The organism is Streptomyces alkaliphilus (assembly GCF_014141535.1).
Taxonomy (GTDB): Bacteria; Actinomycetota; Actinomycetes; order Streptomycetales; family Streptomycetaceae; genus Streptomyces; species Streptomyces alkaliphilus.
In genome coordinates, this window is sequence record NZ_VKHT01000139.1 from 1 (window position 1) to 7,735 (window position 7,735).

3 protein-coding genes are annotated in these 7,735 nt (G+C 71.7%); 1 reads left to right on the forward strand and 2 read right to left on the reverse strand.

Features of this window, described 5'->3' with window-relative positions:
- The first annotated feature begins 481 nt into the window (after positions 1 to 481).
- On the forward strand, positions 482 to 1,099 hold the full coding sequence (locus FNQ90_RS07245) for a hypothetical protein (RefSeq protein ID WP_182605546.1): 618 nt from the start codon (positions 482 to 484) through the stop codon (positions 1,097 to 1,099).
- A 168-nt stretch (positions 1,100 to 1,267) separates the two neighbouring features.
- Here FNQ90_RS07245 and FNQ90_RS07250 read toward each other — a convergent pair whose 3' ends face one another.
- Together FNQ90_RS07250 and gltB are read right to left on the reverse strand one after the other, a co-directional pair.
- The gene (locus FNQ90_RS07250; RefSeq protein WP_182605548.1) at positions 1,268 to 2,731 is read right to left on the reverse strand and encodes a glutamate synthase subunit beta; all 1,464 of its coding nucleotides are present in this window, start codon (positions 2,729 to 2,731) and stop codon (positions 1,268 to 1,270) included.
- Positions 2,724 to 7,256: a glutamate synthase large subunit gene (gene gltB, locus FNQ90_RS07255; protein WP_182605550.1), complete on the reverse strand. Its 4,533-nt coding sequence runs from the start codon at positions 7,254 to 7,256 to the stop codon at positions 2,724 to 2,726. Before gltB ends, FNQ90_RS07250 begins: the two co-directional genes overlap by 8 nt.
- Positions 7,257 to 7,735: the final 479 nt, after the last annotated feature.

The window sequence follows — 7,735 nt, forward strand, 5'->3', positions numbered from 1 at the left end:
CCGTAGGAGCGGTAATCGACGGTGCCCACACCGCGATCCCCGGTCCAGCGGACCCGGGCGGAGTACTGGTGAACGGGGCTCATGAAGGGAGCCTACCGGCGCGTCGGGCGGCTTTCGTCCCTCGATGGGCGGTGTCCGGTTCGGTGCCCCACAGAGCGCCGGACCGGCCTCGTGGTGGGTGCCCGCTCCTGCGGTTCCATCGATTCCGGCGACGCGGCGACGCGGCGGGATGCCGGGCCGGACGCCACGACGGAGCACGCCCCGCCCGACCCGACCCGGCCCGGTGCCGGTGGGCGGACCCCGATGCCGGGGACCGACCGCCGGGGCGGGGGAACCCGGAGCCGCCGGAGTGCGTCGGATCGACGGGTCCGGCGGCGGGAACCGATGCCCCCGGACCGACGGGGGACGCCACGGTACGCAACCGAATCAGCGGATCCGGCGGAGCGCCGGATCCGACCCCACCGAGACCCGGGAGGACACCATGGGCGGTATTCGCCACACCCCGCGCGGCAGGCGGCGACGGACGGGAGCGACCCTGGTCGCCCTGGCCGCCGCGACGGCCCTCACCCTGACGGCCTGCGGCGACGCGACCGAGGACAACGGCGCGCCCGGCACCGCGCCACCGACCGGCGAGGAGACCACCGGGACCGCTCCGGGCGGGGAGGAGGACGGCGACACCGGGGGAACCACCGGCGACGGTGCCGGCGGCGACGCGGAGGAGCCCTCCGACGAGGCGTTCCGGGAGCGGGCGGCGGACATCGAGGAGGAGTGGCCGGGGGTGGAATCCCTCGCCTCCTCCTCGGACGAGCTGTGGCGCCTGGAGGGTGTGGTCGAGCCCGACCCCTCCGACACCACCGTGACCACCCTGGTCGGCCACGGCGACTGCGACCTGGAGTGGGGCGCGCGGGTCCACGAGACCGAGGACCTGATCATCCTCGGCGGCTGGTCCGTGGAGGACCCGGACGTCGAGATGTGCACCGAGGTGCTCCTCATCGACGAGGTCGAGGTGGAACTCGACGCGGAGGTCGGCGACCGGGTCCTGGTGGACGCGGTCACCGGAGCGGACATGCTGGGCGAGGAGTTCCACACCACCCGCTGAGCCCCGGGCGCGGCCCGGATCCGGGCATGCCGCGGCGCCCGCCTTCTTCCGGTCGGGGAGGGGCGGGCGCCGCGGCCGGTATCCGCACGCCGTTGTGCGGTCCCGTTCGGGGCGGGGCCGGGGTCGGACGGCGGCCCGGACCCGGGGGCGTCCCCGGGTCCGGGACCGTCAGACCGTGAGCGCCCTGTCGGTGGGACGGATCGGGTAGGGCAGGTCACTGTGCCCGTCGGTCAGCAGCCGGTCCACACCGCGCGCGGCGGCCCGGCCCTCGGCGATGGCCCACACGATCAGCGACTGACCGCGTCCGGCGTCGCCGGCGACGAAGACACCGGAGACGTTGGTGGCGTACTCCGCGTCCCGCGCGATGTTGCCGCGCTCGTCCAGCTCCAGGCCGAACTGCTCGACGAGACCGTTCTCGCGGTCGGTGCCGACGAAGCCCATGGCCAGGGTGACCAGCTGCGCGGGGATGCGGCGCCCGGTGCCCTCCTTCTGCACGAGCTTCCCGCCGGTGAACTCCACCTCCACGAGGTGCAGCCACTGCACGTTGCCGTCCTCGTCCCCCTCGAAGCGGGTGGTCGAGACGGAGTAGACCCGCTCGCCGCCCTCCTCGTGGGCGCTGGTGACCTTGTAGAGCATCGGGAAGGTCGGCCAGGGCTGGTTCGCGGCCCGCTCCTCGCCCGGACGCGGCATGATCTCCAGCTGGGTGACGGAGGCCGCGCCCTGACGGTGCGCGGTGCCCACGCAGTCGGCGCCGGTGTCACCGCCGCCGATGACCACCACGTGCTTGCCCTCGGCGGTGATCGGCGGGGTGACGAAGTCACCCTCCTGCACCTTGTTGGCCAACGGCAGGTACTCCATCGCCTGGTGGATGCCCCTGAGTTCGCGGCCGGGCACCGGCAGGTCGCGGGCGGTGGTGGAGCCGGCTGCGATGACCACCGCGTCGTACCTCTTGCGCAGGTCCTTCGCCGAGATGTCGCGTCCCACCTCGACACCGGTGCGGAACCGGGTGCCCTCCGCGCGCATCTGCTCGATGCGGCGGTTGATGTGCCGCTTCTCCATCTTGAACTCGGGGATGCCGTAGCGCAGCAGGCCACCGATCCGGTCGGCCCGCTCGTAGACGGCCACGGTGTGACCGGCCCGGGTGAGCTGCTGGGCGGCGGCCAGTCCGGCCGGGCCGGAGCCGATCACGGCCACGGTCTTGCCGGAGAGACGCTCGGGCGGCTGCGGGGTGACCCCACCGGCCTCCCACGCCTTGTCGATGATGGTGACCTCGACGTTCTTGATGGTCACCGCAGGCTGGTTGATCCCCAGCACGCAGGCCGCCTCACAGGGCGCCGGACACAGCCGACCGGTGAACTCCGGGAAGTTGTTGGTGGCGTGCAGGCGCTCGCTCGCCGTGGCCCAGTCACCCCGGTAGGCGTAGTCGTTCCACTCCGGGATGAGGTTGCCCAGCGGACAGCCGTTGTGACAGAACGGGATGCCGCAGTCCATGCAGCGACCGGCCTGCTTGCCGATGATCGGCAGCAGGGAGCCCGGCACGTACACCTCGTTCCAGTCCCGCAGCCGCTCGCCGACGGGGCGGGTCTCGGCGACCTCGCGATCTGTGGTCAAAAAGCCCTTCGGGTCAGCCATGGGTCGCCGCCTCCATCATCTTCTCGTGGATCTCGGACTCTTCGAGTCCGGCTCGCTCGGCGGCGTCCTTGGCGGCGAGCACGGCCTTGTAGGTGGTGGGCACGATCTTGCTGAACCGGCCCGAGGAGACGGCCCAGTCCGCCAGCAGCACGGCGGCCACCGTGGATCCCGTCTCCTCCGCGTGGCGGCGCACCACGTCGTGCAGCCACTCCCGGTCGTTCTCGTCGAGCGCCTCGACCGCGCCCTGGTTGCCCGCGTTGACGTTCTCCTTGCGCAGGTCCATGACGTAGGCGGTGCCGCCGGACATGCCGGCGCCGAAGTTGCGCCCGGTCTCGCCGAGGACGACGGCGGTACCGCCGGTCATGTACTCGCAGCCGTGGTCGCCCACGCCCTCGGCCACCACCAGGGCCCCGGAGTTGCGGACGCAGAACCGCTCGCCGACCCGGCCGCGCAGGAACAACTCACCACCGGTGGCGCCGTAGGCGAGGGTGTTGCCCGCGATGACCGACTCCTCCGCGAGGTGATCGGCGGACCGGTCGGGCCGCACGATCACCCGCCCGCCGGACAGGCCCTTGCCGACGTAGTCGTTGGCGTCACCCTCCAGACGCAGGGTGACCCCTCGCGGAAGGAAGGCGCCGAAGGACTGACCGGCGGAACCGAGGAGGGTGATGTCGATGGTGTCGTCGGGCAGTCCGGCGCCACCGAACCGGCGGGTGACCTCGTGGCCGAGCATCGTGCCGACGGTGCGGTTGATGTTGCGGACCGCCACCCGGGCCCGCACCGGGCCCGCCTCCTCGGCGCTTCCCGCCTCCAGGGCGTCGGAGGCGAGCCGGATCAACTCCTTGTCCAGGGCCTTCTCCAGCCCGTGGTCCTGGGTCACGGTGCACCGGCGGGCGGTGCCGGCCGGCAGCGCGGGGACGTGCAGCAGCGGGGCCAGGTCCAGGCCGGAGGCCTTCCAGTGTTCCACCGCACGGTCGACGTCGAGCACGTCGGCCCGGCCGATGGCCTCGTCCAGGGAGCGGAAGCCGAGCTCGGCGAGGAGTTCGCGGACCTCCTGCGCGACGAACTCGAAGAAGTTGACCACGAACTCCGGCTTGCCCCCGTACCGGGCGCGCAGCACCGGGTTCTGGGTGGCGATACCGACCGGACAGGTGTCCAGGTGGCAGACCCGCATCATCACGCAACCCGAGACCACCAGCGGCGCCGTGGCGAAGCCGTACTCCTCGGCACCCAGCAGAGCGGCGATCAGCACGTCGCGACCGGTCTTCAGCTGACCGTCCGTCTGCACGACGATGCGGTCGCGCAGTCCGTTGAGCAGGAGGGTCTGCTGCGTCTCGGCCAGACCCAGCTCCCACGGACCGCCCGCGTGCTTGAGGGAGGTCAACGGGGAGGCGCCGGTGCCGCCGTCGTGACCGGAGATGAGCACCACGTCGGCGTGCGCCTTGGAGACGCCGGCGGCGACGGTTCCCACGCCGACCTCGGAGACCAGCTTCACGTGGATACGGGCCGAGGGGTTGGCGTTCTTCAGGTCGTGGATCAGCTGTGCCAGGTCCTCGATGGAGTAGATGTCGTGGTGCGGCGGCGGGGAGATCAGCCCCACGCCCGGCGTGGAGTGCCGGGTGCGCGCCACCCACGGGTACACCTTGTGACCGGGCAGCTGCCCGCCCTCACCGGGCTTGGCGCCCTGCGCCATCTTGATCTGGATGTCATCGGCGTTGACGAGGTACTCACTGGTCACGCCGAACCGACCGGAGGCGACCTGCTTGATCGCCGAGCGGCGCTCGGGGTCGTACAGGCGCTCGGGGTCCTCGCCGCCCTCGCCGGTGTTGGACTTGCCGCCCAGCCGGTTCATGGCGATCGCGAGCGTCTCGTGCGCCTCCTGCGAGATGGAACCGTAGGACATGGCGCCGGTGGAGAACCGCTTGACGATCTCCGAGACCGGCTCGACCTCGTCGATCGGAACCGGCCGGCGGTCACTGCGCAGGCCGAACAGACCGCGCAGGGTCATCAGCCGCTCCGACTGCTCGTCGACCCGGGAGGTGTACTGCTTGAAGACGTCGTACCGGCCCTCGCGGGTGGAGTGCTGGAGACGGAAGACGGTCTCCGGGTCGAACAGGTGGGGCTCGCCCTCCCGTCGCCACTGGTACTCGCCGCCGATCTCCAACCGGCGGTGGGCCGCCGCGATGCCCGAGGCGGGGTACGCCTTGGCGTGCCGGGCGGCGACCTCCCGGGCGATGACGTCCAGGCCGACGCCGCCGATCTTGGTGGAGGTGCCGTTGAAGTAGGTGTCGACGAACTCCTCGTCGAGGCCGACCGCCTCGAACACCTGCGCGCCCCGGTAGGAGGCGACGGTGGAGATGCCCATCTTGGACATCACCTTCAGCACGCCCTTGCCCAGCGCCTTGATGAGGTTGCGGATGGCGCTCTCGGCGCTGAGGCCGGGCACGTCCCGGAAGAAGGTGCCCTCGCGGACCAGGTCCTCCACCGATTCCATGGCCAGGTAGGGGTTGACCGCGGCGGCGCCGTATCCGATGAGGAGCGCGACGTGGTGCACCTCGCGCACGTCACCGGCCTCCACCAGCAGACCCACCCGGGTGCGCTGACGGGTGCGGATCAGGTGGTGGTGGACCGCCGAGGTCAGCAGCAGCGACGGGATGGGGGCGTGCTCGGCGTCCGAGTGGCGGTCGGAGAGCACGATGATCCGGGCGCCCTCGGCGATGGCGGTGTCCACCTCACCGCGGATGGCGTCCAGGCGCGCGGCCAGCGCGGTCCCGCCGCCGCCCACCCGGTAGAGGCCGGAGATCGTGGCGGACTCGAAGCCGGGCATGTCGCCGTCGGCGTTGATGTGGATGAGCTTGGCCAGCTCGTCGTTGTCGATCACCGGGAAGGGCAGCGTCACGCTGCGGCAGGAGGCCGCGGTGGGCTCCAGCAGGTTGCCCTGCGGGCCGAGCGCCGAGTGCAGCGAGGTGACCAGCTCCTCACGGATGGCGTCCAGCGGGGGGTTGGTGACCTGGGCGAAGAGCTGGGTGAAGTAGTCGAAGATCAGCCGGGGACGGTCGGAGAGGGCCGCGATGGGGGTGTCGGTGCCCATGGAGCCGATCGGCTCGGCGCCGGTGCGGGCCATCGGGGTGAGGAGGACCCGCAGTTCCTCCTCCGTGTAGCCGAAGGTCTGCTGCCTGCGGGTGACCGAGGCGTGGGTGTGCACGATGTGCTCGCGGTCGGGCAGGTCGGGCAGCTCGATGAGCCCGGCCTCGAGCCAGTCCTGGTAGGGGTGCTCGGCGGCCAGCTCGGCCTTGATCTCGTCGTCCTCGATGATCCGGTGCTCATCGGTGTCCACCAGGAACATCCGCCCCGGCTGCAACCGGCCCTTGCGGACCACCCGGGCGGGATCGATGTCCAGGACGCCGACCTCGGAGGAGAGGACCACCAGGCCGTCATCGGTCACCCAGTAGCGGCCGGGACGCAGACCGTTGCGGTCCAGGACCGCGCCGACCCGGGTGCCGTCGGTGAAGGTGACGCAGGCGGGGCCGTCCCACGGCTCCATCATCGTGGAGTGGAAGCGGTAGAAGGCGCGCCGGGCCGGGTCCATCGTGTCGTGGTTCTCCCACGCCTCGGGGACCATCATCAGCACCGCGTGCGGCAGCGACCGGCCGCCCAGGTGCAACAGCTCCAGCACCTCGTCGAAGGAGGCGGAGTCGGAGGCGTCCGGGGCGCAGATCGGGAAGATCCGCTCCAGCCGCTCCCGGTCCCCGAAGAGGTCGCTGACCAGCTGCGACTCGCGGGCCCGCATCCAGTTCCGGTTGCCCTTGACGGTGTTGATCTCGCCGTTGTGGGCGATGAACCGGTAGGGGTGGGCCAACGGCCAGCTCGGGAAGGTGTTGGTGGAGAAGCGGGAGTGCACCAGCGCGATCGCGGAGGCGGTGCGGGAGTCGGAGAGGTCCGGGAAGAACGGCTCCAGTTGCCCGGTGGTGAGCATTCCCTTGTAGACCAGGGTGCGCGCGGAGAGCGAGGCGAAGTAGACGTCCGCCTCCCGCTCGGCGCGCTTGCGCAGCACGAAGGCCCGGCGATCCAGCTCCAGGCCGAGGAGCGCACGGTCCGCGTCGGCGACGAAGAGCTGCCGGAAGGTGGGCATGGTGGCGCGGGAGGCGACGCCGAGCAGGTCCGGGGTGACCGGCACGTCGCGCCAGCCCAGCACCTCCAGGCCCTCCTCGACGGCGAGTGCCTCGATCCGGGCGGCGACGGCGTCGGCGGCGGCCGGGTCGGCGGGCAGGAAGCCGAGGCCGACGGCGTAGGAGCCGGCGGCGGGCAGTTCGAAGGGAACCACCGCGCGCAGGAACGCGTCCGGGACCTGGAGGAGAATGCCGGCGCCGTCACCGGTGTCGGGGTCGCTACCGGTGGCACCGCGGTGCTCCAGGTTGCGCAGGACGGTCAGCGCCCGATCCACGAGTTCGTGGTCGGCCTCACCGGAAAGTTTGGCGACGAAGCCGACGCCGCAGGCGTCGTGCTCGTTGGCCGGGTCGTACATCCCCTGCTTGGCCGGATGGGACGCAGAACGCATCGGCTCCTCCGTCGTCGTCGGTGTGGATTGGTGCTGTGACCGGGGACGACGTTGGCCCTGGCGCGAATTTTTCGTGCAGGTTACAGGATGGGGCCCATCCCGGAAAGTGGATGAACGTGCCCGGGATGCGGACGGCACGACGGTGCGCCGGGACCGCGAAAGTGGGGTGGAGCCGCCCGGCTCGACCGGTGCGGCCCGGGCGACGGCGCCCGTGGATCCCGAAGCATATGCCCTGTGGAGACGTCCCCGAAACCGTCGGGTAACAATGATCACGGGCGATGTTTCCCGTCCGCTCACCACGGCCCCCGGTCGGGGCCGCGGGCGGACGTTGCCGCCCGGCGGGACCCGGATGTCCCCGTCGGCGCCGTTCGGGTGAACGGCGGGGAACGCGAACGTGCCGATCCCCCGCGGCGACGTACGGCGCGGGGGATCCGGGGCGGAGGGCG

Coding starts and splice junctions, on each gene's coding strand:
- FNQ90_RS07245 (WP_182605546.1), top strand. CDS start 482: ATGGGCGGTATTCGCCACACCCCGCGCGGCAGGCGGCGACGGACGGGA.
- FNQ90_RS07250 (WP_182605548.1), bottom strand. CDS start 2,731: ATGGCTGACCCGAAGGGCTTTTTGACCACAGATCGCGAGGTCGCCGAG.
- gltB (WP_182605550.1), bottom strand. CDS start 7,256: ATGTACGACCCGGCCAACGAGCACGACGCCTGCGGCGTCGGCTTCGTC.